At 31.7% G+C, this 23,510-nt stretch carries 31 protein-coding genes; 22 read left to right on the top strand and 9 right to left on the bottom strand.

Annotation, left to right across the window (positions count from 1 at the left end):
* The 5 genes from pyrF (at window position 1) to LQ675_RS01130 (ending at window position 3,998) form a co-directional block, all read left to right on the top strand.
* Window positions 1-693, top strand: a complete 693-nt coding sequence (gene pyrF / locus LQ675_RS01150; RefSeq protein WP_239726854.1) for an orotidine-5'-phosphate decarboxylase — start codon at window positions 1-3, stop codon at window positions 691-693.
* Window positions 694-698: 5 nt separating this feature from the next.
* Window positions 699-1,307 (top strand): orotate phosphoribosyltransferase, encoded by a 609-nt coding sequence (gene pyrE / locus LQ675_RS01145; RefSeq protein WP_119649484.1) that lies wholly within the window; start codon window positions 699-701, stop codon window positions 1,305-1,307.
* 25 nt (window positions 1,308-1,332) lie between these two features.
* A complete protein-coding gene (locus LQ675_RS01140; RefSeq protein ID WP_048542476.1) occupies window positions 1,333-1,611 on the top strand; it encodes a hypothetical protein in 279 nt (92 codons plus the stop codon).
* A gap of 137 nt (window positions 1,612-1,748) precedes the next feature.
* Window positions 1,749-3,344 carry an SLC13 family permease gene (locus LQ675_RS01135; RefSeq protein ID WP_454104994.1) on the top strand — a complete coding sequence of 532 codons (1,596 nt, stop codon included), beginning with the start codon at window positions 1,749-1,751 and terminating at the stop codon, window positions 3,342-3,344.
* Window positions 3,345-3,587: 243 nt separating this feature from the next.
* Window positions 3,588-3,998, top strand: coding sequence for a VOC family protein (locus LQ675_RS01130; protein ID WP_048542477.1), 411 nt, complete (start codon window positions 3,588-3,590; stop codon window positions 3,996-3,998).
* A gap of 82 nt (window positions 3,999-4,080) precedes the next feature.
* Here the strand turns inward: LQ675_RS01130 and LQ675_RS01125 are convergent, their stop codons facing one another.
* Window positions 4,081-5,772 (bottom strand): Rqc2 family fibronectin-binding protein, encoded by a 1,692-nt coding sequence (locus LQ675_RS01125; RefSeq protein WP_048542478.1) that lies wholly within the window; start codon window positions 5,770-5,772, stop codon window positions 4,081-4,083.
* A 173-nt stretch (window positions 5,773-5,945) separates the two neighbouring features.
* Between LQ675_RS01125 and gmk the strand changes: the two genes are divergently transcribed.
* From gmk to priA, 4 genes are all read left to right on the top strand, one after another.
* Window positions 5,946-6,569 (top strand): guanylate kinase, encoded by a 624-nt coding sequence (gene gmk / locus LQ675_RS01120; RefSeq protein WP_025904573.1) that lies wholly within the window; start codon window positions 5,946-5,948, stop codon window positions 6,567-6,569.
* Window positions 6,569-6,769 carry a DNA-directed RNA polymerase subunit omega gene (gene rpoZ / locus LQ675_RS01115; RefSeq protein WP_048542480.1) on the top strand — a complete coding sequence of 67 codons (201 nt, stop codon included), beginning with the start codon at window positions 6,569-6,571 and terminating at the stop codon, window positions 6,767-6,769. The genes gmk and rpoZ overlap by 1 nt, the downstream gene beginning before the upstream one ends.
* A gap of 165 nt (window positions 6,770-6,934) precedes the next feature.
* Complete coding sequence (coaBC, locus tag LQ675_RS01110) at window positions 6,935-8,137, top strand: bifunctional phosphopantothenoylcysteine decarboxylase/phosphopantothenate--cysteine ligase CoaBC (protein ID WP_152291682.1); 1,203 nt, start codon at window positions 6,935-6,937, stop codon at window positions 8,135-8,137.
* Window positions 8,134-10,542, top strand: a complete 2,409-nt coding sequence (gene priA / locus LQ675_RS01105) for a primosomal protein N' (RefSeq protein ID WP_152291681.1) — start codon at window positions 8,134-8,136, stop codon at window positions 10,540-10,542. The genes coaBC and priA overlap by 4 nt, the downstream gene beginning before the upstream one ends.
* Window positions 10,543-10,641: 99 nt before the next feature.
* On the opposite strand, the gene LQ675_RS01100 is transcribed toward priA, so the two are convergent.
* The 6 genes from LQ675_RS01100 to LQ675_RS01075 form a co-directional block, all read right to left on the bottom strand.
* A complete protein-coding gene (locus LQ675_RS01100; protein ID WP_239726857.1) occupies window positions 10,642-11,844 on the bottom strand; it encodes a tyrosine-type recombinase/integrase in 1,203 nt (400 codons plus the stop codon).
* A gap of 11 nt (window positions 11,845-11,855) precedes the next feature.
* The gene (locus tag LQ675_RS01095) at window positions 11,856-12,317 is read right to left on the bottom strand and encodes an ImmA/IrrE family metallo-endopeptidase (protein WP_058612451.1); all 462 of its coding nucleotides are present in this window, start codon (window positions 12,315-12,317) and stop codon (window positions 11,856-11,858) included.
* A 16-nt stretch (window positions 12,318-12,333) separates the two neighbouring features.
* Window positions 12,334-12,705: a hypothetical protein gene (locus LQ675_RS01090; protein ID WP_239726859.1), complete on the bottom strand. Its 372-nt coding sequence runs from the start codon at window positions 12,703-12,705 to the stop codon at window positions 12,334-12,336.
* Window positions 12,706-12,800: 95 nt separating this feature from the next.
* Entirely contained in the window at window positions 12,801-13,364 is a 564-nt protein-coding gene (locus LQ675_RS01085) for a DUF4352 domain-containing protein (protein ID WP_204255616.1), read from the bottom strand.
* A 273-nt stretch (window positions 13,365-13,637) separates the two neighbouring features.
* On the bottom strand, window positions 13,638-13,841 hold the full coding sequence (locus tag LQ675_RS01080; protein WP_204255617.1) for a hypothetical protein: 204 nt from the start codon (window positions 13,839-13,841) through the stop codon (window positions 13,638-13,640).
* A 206-nt stretch (window positions 13,842-14,047) separates the two neighbouring features.
* Window positions 14,048-14,416: a helix-turn-helix domain-containing protein gene (locus LQ675_RS01075; protein ID WP_107590692.1), complete on the bottom strand. Its 369-nt coding sequence runs from the start codon at window positions 14,414-14,416 to the stop codon at window positions 14,048-14,050.
* 140 nt (window positions 14,417-14,556) lie between these two features.
* On the opposite strand from LQ675_RS01075, the gene LQ675_RS01070 reads away from it, so the two are divergent.
* Both LQ675_RS01070 and LQ675_RS01065 read left to right on the top strand, forming a co-directional pair.
* Window positions 14,557-14,790 (top strand): helix-turn-helix transcriptional regulator, encoded by a 234-nt coding sequence (locus LQ675_RS01070; RefSeq protein WP_107590691.1) that lies wholly within the window; start codon window positions 14,557-14,559, stop codon window positions 14,788-14,790.
* Window positions 14,791-14,836: 46 nt separating this feature from the next.
* Entirely contained in the window at window positions 14,837-15,043 is a 207-nt protein-coding gene (locus tag LQ675_RS01065) for a hypothetical protein (RefSeq protein WP_204168927.1), read from the top strand.
* Here LQ675_RS01065 and LQ675_RS01060 read toward each other — a convergent pair.
* Together LQ675_RS01060 and LQ675_RS01055 are read right to left on the bottom strand one after the other, a co-directional pair.
* On the bottom strand, window positions 15,018-15,218 hold the full coding sequence (locus LQ675_RS01060) for a hypothetical protein (RefSeq protein ID WP_239726862.1): 201 nt from the start codon (window positions 15,216-15,218) through the stop codon (window positions 15,018-15,020). The genes LQ675_RS01065 and LQ675_RS01060 overlap by 26 nt on opposite strands.
* Before the next feature lie 326 nt (window positions 15,219-15,544).
* Window positions 15,545-15,736, bottom strand: coding sequence for a hypothetical protein (locus LQ675_RS01055; RefSeq protein WP_167811883.1), 192 nt, complete (start codon window positions 15,734-15,736; stop codon window positions 15,545-15,547).
* Window positions 15,737-15,941: 205 nt separating this feature from the next.
* Here LQ675_RS01055 and LQ675_RS01050 point away from each other — a divergent pair, with 205 nt between their 5' ends.
* The 11 genes from LQ675_RS01050 to LQ675_RS01000 all read left to right on the top strand — a co-directional run bounded on the left by LQ675_RS01050 (window position 15,942) and on the right by LQ675_RS01000 (window position 23,501).
* Complete coding sequence (locus tag LQ675_RS01050) at window positions 15,942-16,205, top strand: helix-turn-helix domain-containing protein (RefSeq protein WP_239726864.1); 264 nt, start codon at window positions 15,942-15,944, stop codon at window positions 16,203-16,205.
* Between the two features lie 13 nt (window positions 16,206-16,218).
* Window positions 16,219-16,395, top strand: a complete 177-nt coding sequence (locus tag LQ675_RS01045; protein ID WP_239726866.1) for a hypothetical protein — start codon at window positions 16,219-16,221, stop codon at window positions 16,393-16,395.
* A 286-nt stretch (window positions 16,396-16,681) separates the two neighbouring features.
* Window positions 16,682-17,458, top strand: coding sequence for a phage regulatory protein/antirepressor Ant (locus LQ675_RS01040; RefSeq protein WP_239726868.1), 777 nt, complete (start codon window positions 16,682-16,684; stop codon window positions 17,456-17,458).
* Between the two features lie 194 nt (window positions 17,459-17,652).
* Window positions 17,653-18,156, top strand: coding sequence for a helix-turn-helix domain-containing protein (locus LQ675_RS01035; protein ID WP_239726870.1), 504 nt, complete (start codon window positions 17,653-17,655; stop codon window positions 18,154-18,156).
* Between the two features lie 10 nt (window positions 18,157-18,166).
* On the top strand, window positions 18,167-18,340 hold the full coding sequence (locus LQ675_RS01030; protein ID WP_204256601.1) for a hypothetical protein: 174 nt from the start codon (window positions 18,167-18,169) through the stop codon (window positions 18,338-18,340).
* Window positions 18,341-18,353: 13 nt separating this feature from the next.
* Window positions 18,354-18,638: a hypothetical protein gene (locus LQ675_RS01025; protein ID WP_217843752.1), complete on the top strand. Its 285-nt coding sequence runs from the start codon at window positions 18,354-18,356 to the stop codon at window positions 18,636-18,638.
* A 22-nt stretch (window positions 18,639-18,660) separates the two neighbouring features.
* A complete protein-coding gene (locus LQ675_RS01020; RefSeq protein WP_239726873.1) occupies window positions 18,661-19,200 on the top strand; it encodes a helix-turn-helix domain-containing protein in 540 nt (179 codons plus the stop codon).
* A 42-nt stretch (window positions 19,201-19,242) separates the two neighbouring features.
* Entirely contained in the window at window positions 19,243-21,219 is a 1,977-nt protein-coding gene (locus LQ675_RS01015; RefSeq protein ID WP_239726875.1) for a hypothetical protein, read from the top strand.
* Between the two features lie 22 nt (window positions 21,220-21,241).
* Window positions 21,242-22,021 carry a phage recombination protein Bet gene (gene bet / locus LQ675_RS01010; RefSeq protein WP_239726877.1) on the top strand — a complete coding sequence of 260 codons (780 nt, stop codon included), beginning with the start codon at window positions 21,242-21,244 and terminating at the stop codon, window positions 22,019-22,021.
* Complete coding sequence (locus LQ675_RS01005; protein ID WP_239726879.1) at window positions 22,011-22,724, top strand: MBL fold metallo-hydrolase; 714 nt, start codon at window positions 22,011-22,013, stop codon at window positions 22,722-22,724. Before bet ends, LQ675_RS01005 begins: the two co-directional genes overlap by 11 nt.
* 15 nt (window positions 22,725-22,739) lie before the next feature.
* Window positions 22,740-23,501, top strand: a complete 762-nt coding sequence (locus LQ675_RS01000; RefSeq protein ID WP_239726881.1) for a DnaD domain protein — start codon at window positions 22,740-22,742, stop codon at window positions 23,499-23,501.
* Window positions 23,502-23,510 lie beyond the last annotated feature (9 nt).

Genomic DNA, 23,510 nt, shown 5'->3' with positions numbered 1-23,510 from the left:
ATGAAGAATACACCAATAATTGCATTAGACTTTGCAACTCTAGAGGAAGTTGATCAATTTTTAGATTTATTTAATGAACCCCTATTTGTAAAAGTAGGTATGGAACTTTATTTGCAAAATGGTCCTGATACAATCAATCGAATTAAACAAAGAGGTCATGATATCTTTTTAGATTTAAAGTTACATGACATTCCAAACACTGTTAAAGGCGCATTAAAAGGATTAGGTAAACTCAATATCGACTTAATCAATGTGCATGCAGCAGGTGGTAAAAACATGATGGCTGCTGGACTTGAAGGCTTACGTGAGACAAATCCTAATGCTAAGTTAATAGCTGTAACTCAGTTAACTTCTACTACAGAACAACAAATGAAAGATGAACAAAATATTCAATCATCCATCAATGAATCAGTCGTGCACTATGCAAAAATAGCACATGAAGCAGGACTTGATGGTGTCGTTTGTTCACCATTAGAATCTACTTTAATTCAAGACCATATCGGTGAAATATTCTTGAAAGTGACACCAGGTATACGTTTAGAATCTGATAAGACACATGATCAACAACGTGTGACAACGCCAGAAGATGCTAAAAAATTAGGCTCAACACATATAGTAGTAGGTCGTTCAATTACACAACATGAAGATCCAGTAGCAAGATATCAAGAAATATTACAAAGATGGGAAGGATAATTCATATGACTCAAAATATTGCACAATCATTATTAGAAATTAAAGCTGTAACACTTTCACCTGAGGATCCATATACATGGAGTTCAGGGATAAAATCACCGATTTATTGTGATAATAGAGTGACATTAGCATATCCTGAAATTAGAGAAAATATTTATCAAGGTTTAATTCAAATGATTAAAGAACATGCTCAAGATGTTGAAATTATTTCTGGTACGGCAACAGCAGGTATTCCGCATGCAGCATTTGTTGCGGATCAACTAAAATTACCGATGAGCTATGTGAGATCTAAAAGCAAAGGTCATGGTAAAGGGAATCAAATCGAAGGTGCTTTAAGCAAAGGGAAAAAAGTAGTTGTAATTGAAGATTTAATTTCAACAGGTGGCTCATCAATTAATGCTGTGGAAGCTTTAATTGAAGATGGCGCGGAAGTATTAGGGGTATTTGCAATCTTTACATATGGTATTAACAAAGCAGAAGAAGCTTTCAAAGAAATCAATGTTCCATTCTATACTTTGTCTAATTATGATGAACTGATTTCAGTAGCTGAAAAAGAAGGTTATATCGAAAATAAAGATATAAAAACTTTAAAAGCTTGGAAAGATACTTTATAATAAAGTCAAGATAAGGGGGGTCTTTATGGAAAGCCAACATAAATTATCTGCTGCAGAAGAACAAGAGCAGATAAAAAAATGGGGACATATTAATGATTTTCTTAAAAAAGATTCTAATGCGAAACCTGACTTTAATCACTATGAAGTAAGAGACGAAAATATGTACGAACGTACAGGTTATTCAAATAACACAAACGTGAATAGACAGAGAAGATATGATTTAGGCGACAAAAATATATTCAAAAGTATCAAAAAAGAATTAGAAGCAAAAGGATTCTTTGATGATCAACATGAAGAAAAGTAAAAAAACTGCTGAAAAATTGATATTCAATTTTTCAGCAGTTTTTTTATATATAACCATGAATATTCAGAAAATTGTATGAATTGCATAAAACCTTTGTTAAAATGTAAACGTATACACTTTTAAAGGGGGCGAAAATTATGAATAAACATGACAATAAGTTTACGAATCAACTTTGGAAAGAAAGTGGACGTACGAAAGAAATGTTAAAATTCTTTTCTGCGGATGCAATGAAAAATCAAAATAAGCCAGATCCTGAATTAAAAGCTTACAATACTGCGCAACTTATCGGATTAATACTAGGACCATTACTATTTTTAGTTGTGTTACTATTTTTTAAAGCAGATGGATTAAGTCAAAATGGTGTCTACGTTATGGCAGCTACTTTATGGATTGCTATATGGTGGATTACTGAAGCGATTCCTATTCCAGCAACAAGCTTAATGCCTTTATTCCTTTTTCCTTTAGGCGGAATTATGGATAGCGCGACCGTTTCAAGTGCATATGGAGATGATATAGTATTCCTATTCTTAGGAGGTTTCATTATTGCTATTGCGATGGAAAGATGGAATTTACATACTAGAATTGCACTCGTCATTATTAAAAGTATTGGTACGAGTACAGGTAGAATTTTATTAGGATTTATGATTGCAACGGGTGCTTTATCGATGTTTGTTTCAAACACAGCAGCCGTAATGATCATGATTCCAATCGGTATGGCAATTATTAAAGAAGCGAATGAATTAACAGCTGAAGGCAATGACAATCACAATTTATCACAGTTTGAAAAATCTTTAGTACTCGGTATCGGTTATGCAGGTACTATCGGAGGATTGGGTACTTTAATTGGGACACCGCCACTTATTATTTTGAAAGGTCAATACGAAAAGATTTTCGGAGAAGAAATTGGATTTGGTCAATGGATGGTTATGGGTGTACCTACAGTCATTATCTTACTCGCAATAACTTGGGCATATTTAAATTTCGTAATATTTAAACATGATATGAAAGAACTTCCTGGTGGAAGAGAAATTATCACAAGAGAGTTAAAGTCTTTAGGTAAGACGACTTATGAAGAAAAAGTTGTATTCACACTATTCTGTTTAGCAGCATTTTTATGGGTATCTAGAGAATTTTTATTAACACAATTACCTTTTACAGAATTAGTTAAAGATGGCACTATTTCAATGTTCGTAGCAGTAATTCTTTTCTTAATTCCAGCAAGACGCAAATTTGCTAGAATTCTTGATTGGTCAATTGCTAAAGATTTACCGTGGGGTATTTTATTACTATTTGGTGGTGGTTTAGCAGTAGCTTCTGCCATTACAGAAAGTGGATTAGATAAATGGATGGGTAAACAAATTTCAGGATTAGATGGCGTCAATATCATCTTAATTATAGGAATTGTTACGCTGTTTGTATTATTCTTAACAGAAATTACATCTAATACTGCAACGGCTACAATGATCTTACCAATTTTAGCTACAATTGCAGTTGGTATTCATGTTCATCCACTAGCATTAATGATTCCAGCAGCAATGGCTGCAAACTGTGCATTTATGTTACCAGTTGGTACTCCACCAAATGCGATTGTATTTGGTACAGACAAAGTAACCATTCGAGAAATGGCGACAGCCGGATTTTGGTTAAACTTAATCAGCTGTGTGATTATCGTCGGATTTGTATGGTTCATGGTTCCATGGTTATTTGGAATAGATTTAGTAGCAAGTAAATAATTGAAATATAATAAAAAAGAAATGCTTGGACATTGTTCCAAGCATTTCTTTATGTTGTATTTTAATCCATAAATAGTTTAATAAATATATATCCGACAATGATGATGGCTAACATAATAACGATCGGTAACAATAATGAAAGTGACATAAAATCTCTCCTTTGTCTTTAAAGCTTAATAAGATTATACTAAATAATATACGATTTAAAAAATGATTAAAATCTGTTGATGGAGTGTTTATTCAATGATACCAAAAATTACGACATTTTTAATGTTTAACGGTGAAGCTGAAGAAGCGATTAATTTTTATACGTCTATTTTTAAAGATAGTGAAATTTTAACAATGGTTAAGTATGGTGAAGAAGGACCTGGTGAACCTGGGACTGTTCAACATTCTATATTTAAAATAAATGGACAAATATTTATGGGAATCGATCAAACAAATGGTGTTGAAATTGAGATGAATCCTGCAATGTCATTATATGTAACGTGTGAATCAGCAATGGAAATGGAACATTTATATTCTAAACTTAAATCTGGAGGCGCGATTCTCATGCCGAAAACAGAATTACCACCAACATTTAGAGAGTTTGCGTGGGTTCAAGATAAATTTGGCGTGAACTTCCAACTTGCTTTACCTGAACAACAGTCATAAATGCAATATATAATAGAAAAACTTTCATAACTTATCAGCCTTTGAAAATGATTTCTGGCCAATCAAGTTATGAAAGTTTTTGTTATTTTTTAAGTAATTTTTTAATGTCGTCATAATCAGTCGTGACATAAAGTGTTGTTTGACTGTCGTAAGTGACAAATCCTGGTTTAGCACCACTCGGTTTATGGACATTCTTTATAGCAGTGTAGTCAACAGGGATTTGACCTGATTGACTTGCTTTAGAATAATACCCAGCAATCATTGCCGCTTCTTCGATTGTTTTTTGTGTTGGTTCATCTTCTTGTATGACAACATGTGAACCTGGAATATCTTTCGTATGGAACCATAATTGATTTTTTCTTGCGACACGATGCGTTAAGTAATCGTTTTGTTTATTATTTTTACCTAATAAAATCGTTTGACCATCTGTAGAAATAAATGTCGTTAACGTAATTTTGTTAGAATTTTTCTTTTTCTTATTTTTACGTTTCTTCACAAAACCTTGATCTTCTAATTCTTCTCTAATGTCATCAATATCATCAACAGAAATATGAGCAAGTTGTTGTTCTAATGATTCGAAATATAAGATATTAGATTGTGTCAATTTGATTTGCTTATCTAATTCTATTTCACGTGTCTTAAGTCTGTTATATTGTTTGTAATAATATTGTGCATTCATTGAAGGTGATTTTGTTGGATTTAAAGGTATCGTAATAGGCTCATTGTTATAATAATTAATAGTTTCTAACGATTTGTCGCCTTGTTTAATTTGATACATATTTGCCGTTATTAATTCTCCAAATAATTGTTGCTCATCTTTGTTACGAGCCGCTTCTCGCTCATTAATTAATTTCTCTAGTTTATGGCGATTTTTTTGAAGATGTTGGTCAACAATCTTAACTAAATCTAATGCACGTTGTTTAACACGCTCTCTTTCACCACGTGATTCATAAAATCTATCTAAACATTCATGTAAACTATTAAAGGACATATAGTCATTCCCATATGAATGTAACGGCATAAAATAGAAAATTTCTTTTCCAGTCGAATCATCACTATAAATAACAGGTTTAGGTGATTGTTGTACTTCGTCCATCACTTCATTAAAAGCTTCTACTAATGTTTCTTGATTCATAAATGGTCGTCTTGATGTAATTTCTTTCGTTATAAGTGGACTAAAACCTTCAAATTGTTGAAGGAGCTGTCGGTCAATTTTACCCGAATTAAAATCAATATATTTATTGATATCATCCACTTCGAATGGATTTAATTTCTTAACAGTAGGTGGATATTCATATTTGAAACCTGGCATAATTGTACGAGCGGTATTGGTATTAGGTGTATGATGTTTAAAGCCGTCGATAATTTTACGGTCTCCATCAATTAAAATGATATTACTATGTCTACCCATAATTTCTAATACAATTGTTCGTTTTCTTAAATCACCAATTTCATCTCGAGAATGAACATCGATTTCTACTAATCTGTCATTACCAATTTGTGTAATACTTTGAATAATACCGCCATCTAAATGTTTACGTAGTACTCTAAGAAACATAGGTGGATCGAAAGGATTATCAAATTTTTCAGCAGTTAAGTGAAAACGACTGAAATTTGCATGTGTTGACAATAGTAATTGTTTATTTTTTCGTTCACTTCGAATTGTTAATATAATTGTGTCATTACTCGGTTCAGTAATTTTATGAATTCGCCCAGTTACGAGCGATTGTATATCTTCAACGATCTTTCTAGTAAATAAGCCATCAAAAGCCATTTGCATTCACACCTTTATCAAAAGTCAATTTATTGTAACATGTAAGAGATTAAATGAGTATAATTCTGTTTAATCTTTAAACGTCTCTAGCCATATAGAATTGAAATATGGTAAGATATAAAAAAACAAAATGATAATAAATCGTAAGTATTCATTAGGAAAGGTCGTTTGACATGAACATAGAAAAAGGGTTACTGATAGTGCTCTCTGGCCCATCTGGAGTTGGTAAAGGAACAGTACGTAAATCAATATTTGATGATCCGAGTACGGATTTTAAATATTCTATCTCTATGACTACTCGAAACATGCGTGAAGGAGAAACGGATGGCGTAGATTATTTCTTTAAATCAAGAGAAGAATTTGAAGCTTTAATTGCTGATGACCAATTTATAGAGTATGCTGAGTATGTTGGTAATTACTATGGTACGCCAGTACAATACGTAAGAGATACGATGGATAACGGTTATGATGTATTTTTAGAAATTGAAGTAGAAGGTGCGAAACAGGTTAGAAAGAAATTTCCTGAAGCATTATTTATTTTCTTAGCACCACCGAGTCTTGAGCATTTAAAAGAAAGACTTGTCGGTCGTGGAACTGAATCAGATGAAATCATACAGAACCGTATTCTTGAAGCACGTAAAGAAGTTGAAATGATGAACCTTTACGATTATGTTGTTGTAAACGATGAAGTTGAATTAGCGAAAGAGCGTATTCAAGCCATCGTAGAAGCTGAACACTTAAAAAGAGAACGCGTTGAAGCACGTTACAGAAAAATGATATTGGAGGCAAAAAAATAATGTTATACCCACCACAAAACGAATTAAAAGACAGCATCAATTCTAAATATTTAGTTGTAACAACTGCAGCTAAGAGAGCACGTGAACTACAAGAAAACCCTGACAGTTTATTATTAGATGAATACCGTTCACTAAAAAATGTAGGTCAAGCACTAGAAGAAATAGCAGCACATAAAGTATATGCTAAATTAGAAGACTAATCATTTGAATTAACGAAAGACCTTTTATGTTTGGACGACCAATCCATACATGAAAGGTCTTTTTATTGAATATGTATATTGGAATTTAGATTCATGACAGTCTTTTTTAAAGAATGTATAATAAGTATAAAGTTTAAGAATCGAATTAATCGGAGGACTACACAAATGAAGAATATACTTCTAGCTGTAACTGGGGGAATAGCTGCCTATAAAGCTATAGATTTAACGAGCAAATTAACACAAAGCGGCTATCAAGTGCGCGTCATGTTAACTGAACATGCGAAACAATTTGTGACACCATTGGCATTTCAAGCTATAAGTCGCAATCACGTTTATACAGATACTTTTGACGAAAAAGATGTCAGTGAAATTCAACATATTACGTTAGCTGACTGGGCTGATGCAGTCATCGTTGCACCTGCAACAGCTAATACAATTAGTAAATTAGCAAATGGCTTAGCAGATAACATGGTGACTTCAACATTACTCGCTACGACTGCTCCTGTTTTTATCGCACCAGCAATGAATGTTCATATGCTTGAACATCCTTCTACCGTTGAAAATATGTCTCGTTTAAGAAATTATGGTTATAAATTCATTGCGCCTGGGGAAGGTTATTTAGCTTGTGGTTATGTTGCAAGAGGTAGAATGGAAGAACCGATTACCATTTTGACAATTATTGATGATTATTTTAAAGAACAAGCACAACCACAAACTTTTGCTTTAAAAGGTAAAAATGTACTTGTAACTGCTGGACCAACAGTTGAAAAAGTAGATGCTGTACGCTATTTTACAAATCGTTCAAGTGGAAAAATGGGTTATGCATTAGCTGAGGCTGCAAGAGATTTAGGGGCGAACGTTACGTTAGTAAGTGGAGAAACGAATTTAACACAACCTGTTGGCGTAGAGTTTGTTCAAGTAACAAGTGCTGAAGATATGTTCCAAGCTGTTAAATCGCGTATGAATGATATGGACATGATTATTAAAGCAGCAGCAGTCGCTGATTATACACCAGTTGAAACTTCTGAACATAAAATGAAAAAGAAAGATGGCGACTTACAGCTAACATTTAAAAGAACGACAGACATCCTTAAATATTTAGGGGAACATAAAGATAAGCAATATTTAGTTGGATTTGCGGCTGAAACGGATAATGTTGAAGAATATGCGATGGGTAAATTGAAAAAGAAAAATGCAGACGTCATCGTCGCAAATCACGTCGCGAATGAGGCAATTGGCTTTAGATCTTCAGATAATGAAGTAGATATGTATTTTGCAAATGGCGATAAAGTACCAATTGCTAAAGCTTCTAAACAAAAAGTTGCCATTAAAATTTTAAATGAAATTACTAGTAGGTGGGAAGATTGATTGCAAATGTAGTCGTAGATATTCCAGCTAAAAATGTCGACAAAATATTTGATTATTTAATTCCGCAAGATATTGTAGATATCGTCAAAGTCGGTGTTAGAGTTGAAGTGCCTTTTGGTCCACGTAAAATTCAAGGATTTGTCATTGGCATAAGTGAAGAATTAACAAGTGACATTGATCAATCTAAATTAAAATCAATTATTCGTGTTAAAGACTTTAAACCAGAGCTAACAGCGGAACTCATTGAATTGAGTGAATGGATGTCTAACTTTCACTTAGTAAAGCGTATCTCTGCTTTAGAAATTATGTTACCGAGTGCTGTCAAAGCTAAATATCAGAAAGTATATTGTGTTGCTGATTCAGAAGGGATTCCTGCACAATATTTAAATCATTTTAATAAAGAAGGTATTTTAACATTTGAACAAGCGCAACAACTTCAAATTGTTTCTATTTTAGAAGAATTTGTAGAAAATGATGCGATTATAAAAGACACAATCGTAGGTCAACAACTCACAAGAAAATATGTAACTTGCGTAAGAATCGTACCTACAGATCGATTAGATGAGATTTTAATGTCATTGAGTAAAAAAGAAAAACAACTTGATGTCATGAACTATTTAATTGAGCATAGACGAGAAGATGTCATGCTCAGAACATTAAAAGAAGAAGGCTTCTCAGAATCGAGTATCAATACGCTTGTTAAAAATCAAATATTAGAAAAATACGATGGCATCATGAATAGAGATCCGTATGAGCATCGTATTTTTGAAAAAGAACATAATAAAGCATTAACTGAAGCCCAACATGAAGCTTTTACACAGATTGATGAAGCGGTTCGTAATAATGAATCGAAGACGTTTCTTTTACACGGTGTGACGGGTTCAGGAAAAACAGAAGTATATTTACAAACTATTGAGAATGTACTCAAAAAAGGCGAACAGGCGATTATGCTTGTGCCTGAAATTGCATTAACACCGCAAATGGTTAACCGATTTAAAGCGCGCTTTGGTGATGAAGTAGCTGTATTACATTCCGGTTTATCTAAAGGTGAAAAATATGATGAATGGCAAAAAATAAGAGATGGTAAAGCAAGTGTTTCAGTCGGTGCGAGATCAAGTGTGTTTGCACCATTTGAAAAATTAGGTCTTATTATAATTGACGAAGAGCATGAAGCAACGTATAAGCAAGAAGATTATCCGAGATATCATGCAAGAGAAATCGCGATATGGAGAAGTGAATATCACAAATGCCCAGTCGTATTAGGATCAGCTACACCAAGTCTTGAAACATTTGCACGTGCAGAGAAAAATGTTTATCAATATTTAGGATTGCCAGAACGTGTGAATCAACAGAAAATGCCTGAAATTGAACTAATTGATATGAGGGAAGAACTTCAAGAAGGTAATCGTTCGATGTTCTCTAATGACCTGACAAAAGCCATTCAAGATCGCATTGATAAAGGTGAACAAATTGTATTGTTCTTAAATAGAAGAGGGCATTCATCTTTTGTATTATGCAGAGATTGCGGGCATGTGCCACAATGTCCAAATTGTGATATCTCGCTTACATATCACAAAACACATGATGATTTAAAATGTCATTATTGTGGATACAGTGAACCTATGCCTCAAAGATGTCCAAGTTGTGAAAGTGAACATATACGACAAATGGGTGTTGGCACGCAGAAAGTCGAAGAAATTATATACGACACATTCGACCGCGCTAAAGTCATTAGAATGGATGTCGATACAACTTCGAAAAAAGGTGCCCACGAAAAATTATTAACAGCTTTCGGAAACCAAGAAGCAAATATTTTGTTAGGAACACAAATGATTGCTAAAGGATTGGACTTTGAAAATATTACATTAGTAGGCGTACTTAATGCAGATACGATGTTAAACTTGCCAGATTTCAGATCGAGTGAAAAGACATTCCAATTACTGACTCAAGTGGCAGGTAGAGCAGGTAGACACGAGAAACAAGGCGAAGTCATGATTCAAACATATAACCCGGATCATTACGCTATCTTAGATGTCACAAGTAATGACTATCTGTCCTTTTATCAAAAAGAAATGAAATTTAGACAAATTGGTAAGTACCCACCATATTACTATCTTGTGAATTTGACCATTAGTCATACAGATATTAAAAAAGTATTAAAAGCATCCAAACATATACATGGCATATTGTTGCAACACGTTACTACACAATCCTTTGTATTAGGACCATCACCAAGCCCGTTATCACGTATTAATAATAAACATCGATTCCAAATATTAATTAAATTTAAGAATGAACCAGATTTATTAACAGCCTTACAATATCTGGATGATTTTTATCACGAGCAATACTTGAAAGATAAACTATCACTAGAGATAGATATTAATCCGCAGATGATGATGTAAATAATTGAAAAATACCCTTAATTTCCAGTGTTTGTAGCTAATAAATATATTTTTAAAACTATCAAAGGGCAAATTAAGGGCAGATTTGATTGATTTTATCTAATATGGGATATTTTCGAGTTTTTCAATAAGTAATTTGTCCATTTTCTCGGTGACGTGAGTATACACTTTTATAGTTGTTTGTTCATCTGTATGTCCTACACGTTTCATTATAGCTTTTAGTGATATATTCATTTCAACAAGCAAACTAATATGTGTATGTCGAAATGTGTGTGTTGTAATATGTTTATCAAGATTTAGGCTCTTAGCTGCCATTGCTAAGAGTCTATTTATTTTATGTGAGTATATAGGATTTCCACCAGTAGTAGTAAATATAAAGCCTCTATCCTTATATTTATCAACCCACCTAGCCATTGCTTTATGCTCTAGTAAAACCGATTTTAATATATCACATGAACGTTTATTCAATGAAATGGTTCTATGTGAACCTATAGTTTTAGCTGTATCTTTATAACCATAACCTTCGTCATTTTTTAACCAGTGTATTGTACCATTTACAGATAATGTTTTGTTTTGCAAGTCAATATCTCCAACTTTAAGCGCTTGTACTTCTCCTATTCTAAGTCCAGTTAATGCTTGTAATTCGATAATACTAGCAACTAGGAACTTCATCCTTTTGTTATTATATTTGCTGTTTAAAATGGTGTCTCTAATTTCTAAAACAGTATTCATTTCCAAGTAATTAAATTGCTTTTTCTTTTCCTTTTCAATTTCTTCAATAGTTTTTGGTTTTTTTGGAATTGTAATAGTATCAAATTCTGTTTTTAGATTAGTTTTAAAATGACTATCAGCATACTTGATTATTCTTACAAACATATTTAATACTCTAATTGAAACTTTTGATGAATGATTATCAAATAATTTAATGACAAGTTTTTGCATAAAGGCATGATCTATTTTATATAGTAATACATCTTTATTTATTGAATCTTTTAAATGATTGATTAATATTTTATGATTTTGTAACGTTGTGGGCTTAATGCCTGATGTTTTTGTGTGTAATGTAAACCATTCAGTAATCACAGCGTGAAAAGTTAATTCCTTATTTTCCCTAGAATAATCATTAATCTCTTTTTTTATCTTTTCTTCAAGCAATCTAATTGCTTCACGATTTGATTGTTTGTTGTTTGTATTTAGAACTACGCTTGTTCTTCTCCATTTTGTAGTATATGGGTCTTTAAACTTCTCATAGTATCTATATTGTGTCTTTCCATGTTTATTTTTTATTTTTTCTACCCACATTAATATTCCTCCTAGATAGATTTAATGCCTACTAGACGATGTGTCTTACTTCTATTTATCAACATTTCTAATCTTTTATAAGCTTCTAAATACGTTACCTTAAAGTAATACACAAGCTGCTCAGCAGTCCACAACTCATTTGTAACGATTAATCTTTCAGGCATACGTAGTAATAAAGAAAACTTTTCAGCTTCTGCTTCTTGTTTAAAATTAAATAAGCTTTTTGTTTTCGTTTGATTGCCAAAATGCAAATGAAAATGTGCAAACTCATGACAAAATGCTTTCCACATGTTTTCTGTAGTATCATTTTTAACAAATATAACGTCTCTGTTCCTTACTTTGGCATAAAGTGTAATAGGGGAGTTATAAACGACTAGAATGTTATAAATATTGCTTAGAAACTCTATATTCAAATCACTGTTATCTAAAATTGTATACGCAGTGATATCATTTACTATATCTTCGACTCTCATAAAATATCCTCCAAATCTAATCAAATGATCTAATTAACTTAATCACTTTACCGATTATATTTACGTTGTTTATATCTTCAATAGAGTAGCTAGTGTTATCAATAGCAACATAGTTTGATAATTTTTTTATTTCAAATCTATCTGATTCAATAAAATTAATTTCTGCAACAAATTGGTTAAAAGGAGTACCGTTCATTTCATCATTAATAACTACAATATCTTTATCGAACAGTAAAGGTTCAATATTGTCTGTTTCATCAAAGTAAATAATAATTGCTTGATCGTTATTTTCTATCCTTTTGTTATCTCTTGAAGTTGCAAACTTTGATATTCCAGTTCTAAATTGTTTATATCTTTCTGGCATTTCAATTAAAGTGTTTGTATTCATGTTCTATTCCTCCAATTTATAAGAACGTATGTTCGGTTTTAGTTTGAAATAAAAGCCGACCAAAATATTTAGTGGTCAGCTAAAAATAAAGTTTATTATGGTTCTAAGTTGTATATTGCTTTTGTCCCACTGAAATCAGCAAAAGGACTAAATTCTAATTCTAGTTTTTTAGGGTTACCAGTAATAGCAAAACCGGTTTTTCCTTGTATACTTCTACCAGGCGATAAACCATCTAATAATTCATCATCCACAGGGTAACTCTCTAACTGTTTTCCATCAGCATATGCTTTTACATCAGTTCCAACTGGAATGTCTTCATCTCCATTGTTTTTAATTTCCATATCTACAACTAAGACTTTATCAGCTTCTACATCTGCGAATTCATTTCTTTCATCAGTATAATATGCATCAACCAATTTAAATTGCACATCTTTGATAGTAACATCGTCACCGACTTTATATCTTTTTTCAGATGTTTTTTTATTTTTCTTTTGTTCTTCTTTAGTTCCATTTACTTCTTCATCAACACTATTAACAAATACTGCACTACATGCTCCAAAGATTATAGCAAGTATTATAAAAATTCCTAAACAACCGCCACATCCCCATATCCATTTTTTCTTGTTACTTTTAGTATTGATACCTTCTTGATTGTTCATACTTGTTCTCCTTTTATATGTAAATTTTTTATAACTACCTTTTATAATTATTATATATACATTTATTTTTAAAAAATAATTGATATAATGAAAGGGATATCGGGCGCTCGTGGTCATAATATTGTTCTCATACTCAATGACTATGCGTTGCACTTTCTAACTACTTTTACTGAGTTTGTTAGCTTAGCTCAAAGTTGCCATATCTTTAAATTAGACTTAGGTTTCCTTTGAATTCACCCGATGCATACTATATATTACTATACAGTAGGGCAATTAATTACCTGTAAGCGTGTTTGTAGCGAAACTGCCAAGACTTGATTTAGTATCTGTCACACGAGAGAGCATATCTCCAATTGAAGTTGATTTCACTATAGTTGAACCAGTCCCTTCTCGCTGTGATTTAACTGTTTTATAAGAACCCGAAGCAATTGACTTGCTTACAATTGTTGAAAGGTTGGTAGTCGTTCCGTTACTCAATTATGTTATCGCCACCGTTTTTTATCGGTGGCTTCTTTATGTTTCCATAAAGTTCAGCATATGTGTTTATCCCATTATAATTATAAATATTTTTATTTAGCACTCTTTTGCTAAAATCAAATTTTAAAACGTAGTTTACTAATTTAGTACAATCTAAAATTTGGTTAAAAAATATAAACCAACAGGGTGTTAGTTCATACTCTTTTCTATTGATCACCTTTAGCCTTTTTGTCTTTCTCGATATAGAAGTCGGCTAAATCTGATAATTCTCGCATAATTTCTTTTTTACGGTCATCGGATAGTTCGTCCCAGCCTTCTTTGTCTGAAAACATCAAAACTTCAGCATCTTCAAAGAGGTTAAGTCTTTTCTTAGTTTTACGACCGTGTAATTCATCTAATGATACTTCTAAAATATCAGCTAGTTTATTTTGAGTACTTATATCTGGAGTTCTTATCCCACTTTCATATCTTGAAAGCACAACATTAGAAACCCCAAGTTTAGTGGCTAAATCTTTTTGATTAATACCTTTCTGTTTGCGATAAAGCTTTATATTATTCCCTAAAACATTAGGCATAATGTATACCTCCACTCTCTACTCATATGTTACCATATTGGTAAAATTAAATAAATTTCCTTTTCGGTAATAAAATTGTTGACATTACCATTTAGGTAATATATATTATAGTTACCGATACGGTAATAGGAGGTGACAACATGACATTCCCAGAAGTTAATACAAACAGGATCAAAGAAATACGCAAGCAAAAAGGTATTTCAATCGAACAGATGTCAAACAAAATGGGCTTCAATAGTTATCAAGGATATTACAAAAAAGAAGTTGGGTTAAGACAATTTAGTGCAAATGATATATCTAAAATTTGCTTGATACTAGATGTAAATTATGAAGATATTTTTTTTACACCGAAAGTTACCGAAAAGGAAACTTAATAGAACACTTGATTTATTCGACCAATAATTAAAAGGAGGAACAAATATGGTAAAGATTTTTAGATTAATCTCCCACATTACAATTGCCGTTGTAATATGGAAGATTTATAAACTTGAACAAAAATTAAAATTCGATAACTTCGAAAAACTGGTTAGAGAAGTTGAGTTATATCGCGGTGAACAAATAAGAAAAAAATGGTTTAAAGAATATCACGAGAATAAAAATCCTAATGCAATTGATTCATTGTTCTAAGTAATTGCAAGAGAAATTCATCATTAGCTTCTTGATAAGCACTGAATTTTAGTTCCAATGATTTATAATCTGATAAATTTTCTGTGTTTTGCATTTTAGAATTAAATATTTCTTGATATCTTTCATCACGTTCAGCGAATAGAGCGTTTAACTTTTTATATTCAAGTTTAGACATGTTTTACACCCCCTTTACTAAAGGTGTAAACGAATTATACCAACTAAAAATCATACAGACCATATGATTTATTCGACTAACTAAATAATACGAAATATAAAGTGAACATGATAGACCAGTCAGTTCACAGAAAGAGAGGATACAATGAAAAGATTTAAATTGTGGAATCACTATCAATACGAAATTAGTACTAAGAAGTTTAAAGCACTACATCTAATAACTTTAAATATAGTGCTTATAACTTATACGTATCAATTTTTGAAACATTGGTGGTTAGAATTCAAAGATTGTGAAAATGCTTTTGAACTTTATTTTAAAACGACTAATCATTTTGAACGTTCATCTAAGAATTTTGAAATTAATGATAATTGAATTTTTGAATTGGTTTTCATAGCTTCTTCCATTAAATATTTTTCGGTTTTGTTTAATGGTCTTAATTTAGAAAATTTATTAAACAATTTTTCTAAATCAGAATTATGATCTTGCCAATTATCTTCAATAAATTTATCGATATCCACAGTATCACCACCCTTCAAATTTAATATTACAAATTTGAAAGTAAATAAGTAAGACAGAACTTAAAACGAACATGTTGACGTCCTACTAGAGCGTTTAAGAGCGAGAGTGAGCGACGATATGAGCCACGCTTAAATACATTTAATAGTCATTGCCAAGACTAAACGTTGTAATAGGACGTCAACTAAAGAAAAGGAGGATATAAACATGCCAAAAGTAATTTCACCACCTAATGAAACAAACACTTTAACAGGTAGAGAAAAATTCGTTGAACAATTATATGCAAAACCAAATCAACTCCATAAATTATTTGGGATAGGACGAAGTACAGTTTATAAATTGCTAAAAGATTATAACAAAGACAATAAAGGAGTCAAAGAATTATATGTAAGTTTATCAGCAACGTTGACATTAGTAGATATTCAGAAATTTAAACAGTATCTGAATAGAAGACACAAAGAATGGATGTAAAGGAGAGATATAAATGAAAAAAATAAGGCTAATCAAAATAACACTCCTAATCATCATCTTGGCGGAGGAGATTAGGAGTACTAATTATCAATTAATAAATTTTAATAGACTAATTGAATTAGAAAAATTTGAAGAAGAGTACAACAAACTTGTTGATTATTTACATCCTAAAATTGATGACACTCTTTAGAACAATAGTAGCATCCATCAATTTTATATGTTGGATATAAAGATATAGCTTTTTCTACAGCATCTTTACAACTACTAAAGTAACCCAAATATTTCCTGTTGCCTAGAGTTGGCATAAATACACAGTCTTCTTCGTGTACTTCATAGTTATTATTTTTTGGATGTAAATTTAAATAATAGAATTTCATATTTTCTCACCACGCTTTCATTGTAAATTAAATTAATTGTATCAAATAAATATAGTTAGTGACTACAATGCGAAAAACAAAAAATTGGAGGAATTTCAAATGAGCACAACTTTAAAAGTGATTGAACAAAACAAAGAATTATATGTAGACAGTAGAGAAATAGCAGAAATGACAAACAAGCGACATGCAAATTTGGTAAGAGATATTGAGAATTATTCTTCTGTAATTTTAACCGACTCAAAATTGAGTTCGTTAGATTATTTCGTACCTTCAACTTATAAAGATAAAAAAGGAGAGTTAAGAAAAAGATTTCTTCTAACAAAAAAAGGTTGTGACATGGTAGCAAACAAAATGACTGGTGAGAAAGGAATTTTATTCACTGCAACTTATGTAGATGCTTTTTATCAAATGCAAGAACAAATAAAGCAAACAGCAATTTCAATGTCAGATAGTTACATGATTGAAGATCCAGTACAGAGAGCGAAGCGTTGGATAGAGGAACAGCAAGAAAAACTAATGCTAGAACAAGAAATAGGAGAATTAAAACCTAAAGCAGACTATGTAGATGAAATTCTTAAAAGCAACGGAACAATGACAGCGACACAAATCGCAGCAGACTATGGTTTATCAGCTAACAAATTAAACAAGATATTAAACGAAGCGAGATTACAAAGAAAAGTGGGTAATCAATGGATTTTGTATAAAGAACATATGAATAAAGGATTAACAAAGTCGAACACGATTTCAATTGTACGTTCGGATGGAAGACAAGATACAAAGCTTCAAACTAAATGGACACAAAAAGGTCGATTGAAAATACATGAAATTTTGACTGAAAAAGGCTATGAAGCACAGTTATCGAGTGAGATTGCATAAAAAAATAACTGAACCAGGTGACCAAACCTAGTCCAGTTACACTCAATGACCAAATTGAGATTTTAGAACACATCATTTATTCGACCAAATGATGATAACTAAATAATACATCACATGATGTGAACTTTAAAGACGGAACAGTTAACCAAACACACGCATTAATCATTAAGGATTATAGAAAGAAGGAGAACAATATGACACATGTAATCAAAAGACAAATTGATAGAACAGGAATGACACAACAGAGATTGGCAGATATGGCATTAACAACAAAGAGTAACATGTCAATGATGATTAACGGTCAAAGAAATATATCGGCAGACACTTATAAAGCGTTAGCAACAAATAGTAATGACGGAGTTTTTGTAACAGATACCTTAAATGAATTTTCAGATGGTTTCTCCACACCTGCACATAGTGACGAATATTATTATGATCACCCTGGTTTAGTTAAATATCAACTTATAAAAGAAATGAAAGAAGCAATATACGCCTTAGAAGAATGTAATTTCTTAAAAAGACCAGAATATATGACTAGAGATGAAAAAGAAGAAATCGTTAAGACAATGTCCGAATGTGAAGATGTATTGTTCCAGGGAACTGTATTTATCAACAAGACATGTGAACACATTAATAAAAATATTAGAGATTTAGTAAAAGCGCACGAACAAAAATTGAAAATGGAACGCAGAATATAGGAGGGATTATATGAACATTTTAAAGTATCCGTTACTCACTTTAATCATAGTAATTGAATTCTTTATCATAGCTAGTTTTTCGGTAACACCTATTGAACATTCCTTTATGTTTTGGCTTGTAACAGTATTGTTTTTCGAAATGTTTGACCATGTATTTAACAGTTTGAAAAATGATGAAATTTAAAGGAGGGATCTAAATGATTGAAGTAGGAACAGCAGGCAAAACAATATTTCCTTATCACGGTTTTCAATTTATGAGTGAAGTGACTTTGTTACCATCTGGCATTTCATTAGATATCAAATGTATCGAAACTGACCAAATGATTATTCGTACATTCTTTTATGACCAATCAGATTACGAATGTCAGAGAGATATTATCGAAAATGCGATAAGAGATTATGTACTAGCAAACACGACCGAAGTAGAGAGATTATTTAAGTTTTTATGTAGTAACAATTGGACACGTGATTTATTCGACTAAAAAAAGATGAAAGGAGAAAGTAATGAATAATGATTTAGGAAGAAAACTTAAAAATATAAGACTACAAAACGGATTAACACAAGAAGAGTTCGGAGACAGGTTTTTAGGTACAAAAAGTTTAGTTTCTAAATGGGAGAGTGGTAGAAATAGACCTAATCCAGAAAGGTTAAGAAAGATTGCAAATTTCGCCAATATCACCGTAGAAGAATTATTGAAAGGTGCCGAAGAACCACCACATTTAGCGGTTGGAAAAAGAATCAGATCAATAAGGTTAAAGCATGGAATGTCGATGACTGAGTTCGGAAAATTAATTGATAACGTTAAATCTGGAGTAGTTTCAAATTGGGAAAATGGTAAACAAATACCAAATAAATTAAGGCTTAAAAAGATTGCAAAACTAGGAAACATTACAGTTGATGAATTACTAGACATTACAAACTATCAAGAATTATACGAATTAGAAAAAGAACGTAATTCATTATTGGAACAAGAAATTCAAGTATTAAAAGAACAATTAAATTTACTCAATAAAAAAGACACCTCGACCAAGGTGTCCAAATAAGAAATAAGATTTGTAAATATTATACCACAGGAGGATATGGATATGGAAATCAAGCTTATTAAGTTAGTTCTAGATAACTTTAAAGGCGCTAAACACTTTGAATTAAACGCCGAAGGTAAAGATATTGTTGTAAAAGGAGAAAATAACACAGGTAAAACAACGATTGCAGATGCTTTTTATTGGTTACTTTTCAACAAAGATAGTAAAGGTGCTACTAAATTTTCAATCAAAACATTAGATAGCGCAGGAGAAGAAATAAACAATTTAAAGCACAGTGTTTATGCAGTTTTAGATATTGACGGTAAAGAACAACATATTAAAAAAACGTATTCAGAGAAATGGACAAGAAAACGAGGACAAGCGAAATCAACTTTCACAGGACACGAAACGGTATATGAATTAGGTTCCTCAGAAGAAGAATTAACACCTAAAAAATTAAAAGACTTTAATGAATTTATCAACTCAATCATCAGTGACGAACAAATTTTCAAACTAACAACTAATCCGTTTTGGTTTAACAGTTTAAAACAAGATGAACGTAAAAAGATATTAATGAGTTTAGTTGATGAAGTAACAGACAAAGATGTAATTAATTCAGATAGTAAGTTGAAAGAACTCAAAAAACTATTAGGCGACGGATCACTAGAAGATTTTAAGATGCGTATTAGTCGAAATAAGAAATCTATCAATGAAGATTTAAAGGCTATTCCAGTACGTGTAGATGAAATCAACCACAACATGCCAGACGTTCGAAAATATAATAAACAAACTTTAGAAGAAGAGTTAAAAGAAATTAACAATCAAATCAAGCAAGTAGATATTGAAATTAAAGATGTAGAGAACGGTTTGGAAATTGAAAAGATTGAAAAAGATATCAAATCAAAAGAACTTGATATCCAGTATTTAAAAGATAATCACAATCATGGTAACAAACGAGAATTATCGTCATTGATCAACCAAGATTCTGAACTACAAAGAGCCATTGCAACAAAACGTAGAGATTTAAGCAATTTAACAGCTGAACTGCAAAAAAATGAAAGTGTAATTGAAGAACAAAACGAAAAATTCAAAGCATTAGGTATTAAACATAAAGAATTAGTAAATGAACAGAAAGAGTTTACTACAGCAACTGTATGTGATTGCTGTGGTCAAGATATACCAGAACATATGCAACAAGAAGCAATACAGAAAATGAAAGAGAATTACAACGCTGATAAGTCTGAAAGATTAGAAAAAATACAATCAGAAGGTATTGAAATTAGAAATAAAGTGAAACAACTATCCGAACAAAACGATGAAATTGAATCAACTATGGAAGAACTGAAAGAAGAAATTGAAAAAGAAACAAAGAATGTAGAAGAAATCAAAGAAAGTATCAAAAAAATCGAAAGCAATAATACAGATGTGAAAGATACAGACGAATACAAGCAATTAGATAGTGAAATTAAAGCCTTAAAAGAGAAAAAGGGACAATCTATCCAAAGTATCAATGAAGACGTTCAGAACATCGTTAAGAGCAAAAAAGAACCATTAATTAACCAGCAACAAGAGATTAAACAAAAGTTAGATGATATCCAAGTAAGTCAACGCGCTATAGATCGTATTAAAGAACTTGAAACTAAACAAGAACAATTAGCCCAAGAATATAACGAATTAGAACATGCAACATTTTTAACAGAAGAATTTACGAAACAAAAAGTAAATCTGATGGAAGGCTCAATCAATGACAAATTTGAAATCACTAAATTTAAATTGTTTGATGTGCAAATTAATCAAGGTGTTCAAGATGTTTGTATAGCAACACATAACGGTGTTCCATTTGATAGTGGATTAAATAACGCAGCAAGAATAAATGTCGGTTTAGACATCATAAATGCTTTATCTAAGCACTATAATTTCTATGCACCAATCATGATTGACAATGCAGAATCTGTTACAGACGTTCATAAAACAACATCTCAACAAATTCAATTAGAAGTAAGTAAAAAGGACAAAGCCTTAACTGTAGAAGTAATTTAATAAAAATAATGGAGGAATTAAAATGACAAATCAAAATCAAATAGTAGAGAAATCAAGTACAACATATGAGGTTAACGGTGAAACAGTTAAGTTATCACCTTCAATCATCAAAAAATATTTAGTAAGAGGTAACAAAGAAGTTAATGATCAAGAAATTATGATGTTCTTATCACTTTGTAAGTATCAAAAATTGAACCCATTCTTAAATGAGGCGTACATCGTTAAGTTTGGTGGAGATGCTCAAATAATTGTTGGTAAAGAGGCATTTATGAAACGCGCAGAGTCTAACACTAAATACAAAGGTATTGCAGCAGGAATCATTGTAGAACGTAACAACGAATTACACGAAATTGAAGGTGCTGTAAAGCTTAAAAATGATGTTTTAATTGGAGGTTGGGCGAAGGTTTATCGAGAAGATAGAGAAATGCCGATTGTAGCTAAAGTATCACTTGAAGAATACGATAAAAAGCAATCTACATGGAAACAAATGCCATTAACAATGATTAGAAAAACAGCGATTGTAAACGCACTACGTGAAGCTTTTCCAGAAAATTTAGGTGCTATGTATACCGAAGAAGAAAGTATTCAACCAATCAATGTAAACGATGATGTTCAGCAAGAAATTAAACAAAATGCTAACAAAACAGCAATTGATATTCCGAAAGAAGAACCTCAAAAAGTTGAAACACCAAAACAACAAGAAAAAGTTGAAGTTGAGCCTGCACAGTTTGAAGAAGTTAAAGAACAGAAACAAGCTAAACAATCAATATTCGATGAAGGATTATTTGGTAATGAAAATTAATTGTATAGGTAGTGGTTCCAGTGGGAACTGCTACCACATTACAGACGGTGAAACAGAATTATTACTTGAATGTGGGTTTAACTTCAAAAAGATACAACAAGCTTTAAATTACCAACTAAAAAGCATTTCAGCATGTTTAATCAGCCATAGACACAATGATCACATCAAAGGATTAAAAGAATTATTAAACTACGGTATCAACTGTTATATCGGAGAAATCGAAAAAGACGAACTGATAGCAATAGATAAAAGGTATAACAACTTTAGATTAAAAGGTATTCAACCACTAGAACATTTCAAGATTGGCACATTAACAATATTGCCCTTTGATGTTCAGCATGACACAGGTCAGCCATTAGGTTATCTCATTCAGTCAGACAGTGGCGACAAGCTACTGTTTGCGACTGATACCTATTACATCAAATACACGTTTACAGGACTTACACACATGCTTATTGAGTGTAATAACAGTATCGAAATATTAAATCGAAATGTAGAAAACGGCGTACTAAATTCATCTTTGAAAAAGCGAATTAGAAAAAGTCATTTCAGTTTAGAGAATGTAATTGATTTTCTAAATGATTGTGATTTATCGAGATTGAAAGAAACATATTTAATTCATTTATCTGACAGCAATTCAGACGAAGTATTGTTTAAGAAATCTATTCAGAAAGTTACTGGTAGACCAGTATATGTACTTTAAGAAAGGAGAATATGAATGGCAACTTTTAGAACTGTTAAAGAAGATGGCGATTTTGTATTAGTTCATAAGGGGTTTATATATGATCCAAATATATCGGCTAAAGCTAAGGGAATATTGCTGTACTTATTAAGTCGACCTAATAATTGGAAAATATACACAAGTGAAATTCAAAAACATATGACCGATGGATTAAAAGCTGTTAATAGTGGCGTAAATGAACTAATCGCAATTGGATATATTGAACGGAAACAAACCAGAAAAGAGAACGGAGATTTTGGTGAATACGAATACTATGTTTATGAAAAACCGAAGAAAATTCGCGATATGCCATTTGGGGAAAGCGCGAAAATGGAAAACGCCAAAATGGAAAACGCGGTCGGGGAAAACGCGAAAGGGCAAGCTACTAATAATAACAGTAATAATAATGATTTAAATAATATTGATAGTAATAAGAATAACAGTAGTAGTAAGCAACAGTCACCGTTCGACTTTTACCAAGTTAATGGGTTTGGAGTTCTTAAACCATATATATCTGACCAAATCGGAGCATGGATAGATGACTTTGAACAGAATGGAAATGAAATTGTTATCGAAGCAATGAAAGAGTCTTTAAACAACAATGTATACAAATGGAATTATGTGAATTCAATTTTGAAATCATGGTTCAACGATGGAATTAGATCAGTAGATGATATTTTAGCAAGAAATAATAAACGTAGTAAACAAGAAGAAATAGCTGATGAAGATAATCCGTATCTTAAATATATGAATAGTTGAGGTGATTAA

Source organism: Mammaliicoccus sp. D-M19 (assembly GCF_022386695.1).
Taxonomy (GTDB): domain Bacteria; phylum Bacillota; class Bacilli; order Staphylococcales; family Staphylococcaceae; genus Mammaliicoccus; species Mammaliicoccus sciuri.
The sequence above is the reverse complement of the archived record's forward strand: the minus strand, read 5'-3'. Positions and strand labels throughout refer to the sequence as shown.

Excerpts from the sequence above, each read along its gene's own strand:
- pyrF (WP_239726854.1), top strand. The coding sequence starts at position 1 with ATGAAGAATACACCAATAATTGCATTAGACTTTGCAACTCTAGAGGAA.
- pyrE (WP_119649484.1), top strand. The coding sequence starts at position 699 with ATGACTCAAAATATTGCACAATCATTATTAGAAATTAAAGCTGTAACA.
- LQ675_RS01140 (WP_048542476.1), top strand. The coding sequence starts at position 1,333 with ATGGAAAGCCAACATAAATTATCTGCTGCAGAAGAACAAGAGCAGATA.
- LQ675_RS01135 (WP_454104994.1), top strand. The coding sequence starts at position 1,749 with ATGAATAAACATGACAATAAGTTTACGAATCAACTTTGGAAAGAAAGT.
- LQ675_RS01130 (WP_048542477.1), top strand. The coding sequence starts at position 3,588 with ATGATACCAAAAATTACGACATTTTTAATGTTTAACGGTGAAGCTGAA.
- LQ675_RS01125 (WP_048542478.1), bottom strand. The coding sequence starts at position 5,772 with ATGGCTTTTGATGGCTTATTTACTAGAAAGATCGTTGAAGATATACAA.
- gmk (WP_025904573.1), top strand. The coding sequence starts at position 5,946 with ATGAACATAGAAAAAGGGTTACTGATAGTGCTCTCTGGCCCATCTGGA.
- rpoZ (WP_048542480.1), top strand. The coding sequence starts at position 6,569 with ATGTTATACCCACCACAAAACGAATTAAAAGACAGCATCAATTCTAAA.
- coaBC (WP_152291682.1), top strand. The coding sequence starts at position 6,935 with ATGAAGAATATACTTCTAGCTGTAACTGGGGGAATAGCTGCCTATAAA.
- LQ675_RS01100 (WP_239726857.1), bottom strand. The coding sequence starts at position 11,844 with ATGTGGGTAGAAAAAATAAAAAATAAACATGGAAAGACACAATATAGA.
- LQ675_RS01095 (WP_058612451.1), bottom strand. The coding sequence starts at position 12,317 with ATGAGAGTCGAAGATATAGTAAATGATATCACTGCGTATACAATTTTA.
- LQ675_RS01090 (WP_239726859.1), bottom strand. The coding sequence starts at position 12,705 with ATGAATACAAACACTTTAATTGAAATGCCAGAAAGATATAAACAATTT.
- LQ675_RS01085 (WP_204255616.1), bottom strand. The coding sequence starts at position 13,364 with ATGAACAATCAAGAAGGTATCAATACTAAAAGTAACAAGAAAAAATGG.
- LQ675_RS01075 (WP_107590692.1), bottom strand. The coding sequence starts at position 14,416 with ATGCCTAATGTTTTAGGGAATAATATAAAGCTTTATCGCAAACAGAAA.
- LQ675_RS01070 (WP_107590691.1), top strand. The coding sequence starts at position 14,557 with ATGACATTCCCAGAAGTTAATACAAACAGGATCAAAGAAATACGCAAG.
- LQ675_RS01065 (WP_204168927.1), top strand. The coding sequence starts at position 14,837 with ATGGTAAAGATTTTTAGATTAATCTCCCACATTACAATTGCCGTTGTA.
- LQ675_RS01060 (WP_239726862.1), bottom strand. The coding sequence starts at position 15,218 with ATGTCTAAACTTGAATATAAAAAGTTAAACGCTCTATTCGCTGAACGT.
- LQ675_RS01050 (WP_239726864.1), top strand. The coding sequence starts at position 15,942 with ATGCCAAAAGTAATTTCACCACCTAATGAAACAAACACTTTAACAGGT.
- LQ675_RS01045 (WP_239726866.1), top strand. The coding sequence starts at position 16,219 with ATGAAAAAAATAAGGCTAATCAAAATAACACTCCTAATCATCATCTTG.
- LQ675_RS01040 (WP_239726868.1), top strand. The coding sequence starts at position 16,682 with ATGAGCACAACTTTAAAAGTGATTGAACAAAACAAAGAATTATATGTA.
- LQ675_RS01035 (WP_239726870.1), top strand. The coding sequence starts at position 17,653 with ATGACACATGTAATCAAAAGACAAATTGATAGAACAGGAATGACACAA.
- LQ675_RS01030 (WP_204256601.1), top strand. The coding sequence starts at position 18,167 with ATGAACATTTTAAAGTATCCGTTACTCACTTTAATCATAGTAATTGAA.
- LQ675_RS01025 (WP_217843752.1), top strand. The coding sequence starts at position 18,354 with ATGATTGAAGTAGGAACAGCAGGCAAAACAATATTTCCTTATCACGGT.
- LQ675_RS01020 (WP_239726873.1), top strand. The coding sequence starts at position 18,661 with ATGAATAATGATTTAGGAAGAAAACTTAAAAATATAAGACTACAAAAC.
- LQ675_RS01015 (WP_239726875.1), top strand. The coding sequence starts at position 19,243 with ATGGAAATCAAGCTTATTAAGTTAGTTCTAGATAACTTTAAAGGCGCT.
- bet (WP_239726877.1), top strand. The coding sequence starts at position 21,242 with ATGACAAATCAAAATCAAATAGTAGAGAAATCAAGTACAACATATGAG.
- LQ675_RS01005 (WP_239726879.1), top strand. The coding sequence starts at position 22,011 with ATGAAAATTAATTGTATAGGTAGTGGTTCCAGTGGGAACTGCTACCAC.
- LQ675_RS01000 (WP_239726881.1), top strand. The coding sequence starts at position 22,740 with ATGGCAACTTTTAGAACTGTTAAAGAAGATGGCGATTTTGTATTAGTT.